Origin of the sequence: Providencia rustigianii DSM 4541 (assembly GCF_000156395.1) — a bacterium.
Classification (GTDB): domain Bacteria; phylum Pseudomonadota; class Gammaproteobacteria; order Enterobacterales; family Enterobacteriaceae; genus Providencia; species Providencia rustigianii.
In genome coordinates this window covers 1-307 of sequence record NZ_GG703840.1, presented here as the reverse complement: position 1 = coordinate 307, position 307 = coordinate 1, and the positions used below count along the sequence as shown (strand labels likewise).

General features: G+C 41.0%; 1 protein-coding gene. It reads right to left on the bottom strand.

Annotated features, from left to right (window positions below):
• On the bottom strand, positions 1–307 hold a 307-nt coding region (locus PROVRUST_RS18850; protein ID WP_006816520.1), incomplete at both ends, for a terminase gpP N-terminus-related DNA-binding protein.

The following is a 307-nucleotide window of genomic DNA, read 5'->3' as shown; positions in this document are numbered from 1 at the left end:
TTTAAATTCAACTTCATTACCGCCATTTTGGTATTTATGAATTTTGGCATGACGCTCAACTTGACGATAAAGTAAGTCGATTTCTTTAAAATCTTTACCCTCTTTATTTTCTTTGTTGAGTAGAGTACAAAGTCGCATTTCAAGCGTCATTTCTACGCGTTCAACGGGGGTGATCTCATCCCATTTATCACGTCGCTTCCAACTGTGAATTGTGGCGGATTTTTCGTTGAGCGCTTCGGCAATACGCGCAATCCTGTACCCTTTGAAGTACAGGTGCATGGCTCTTTTTCGTGGGTCAAAATCGTGT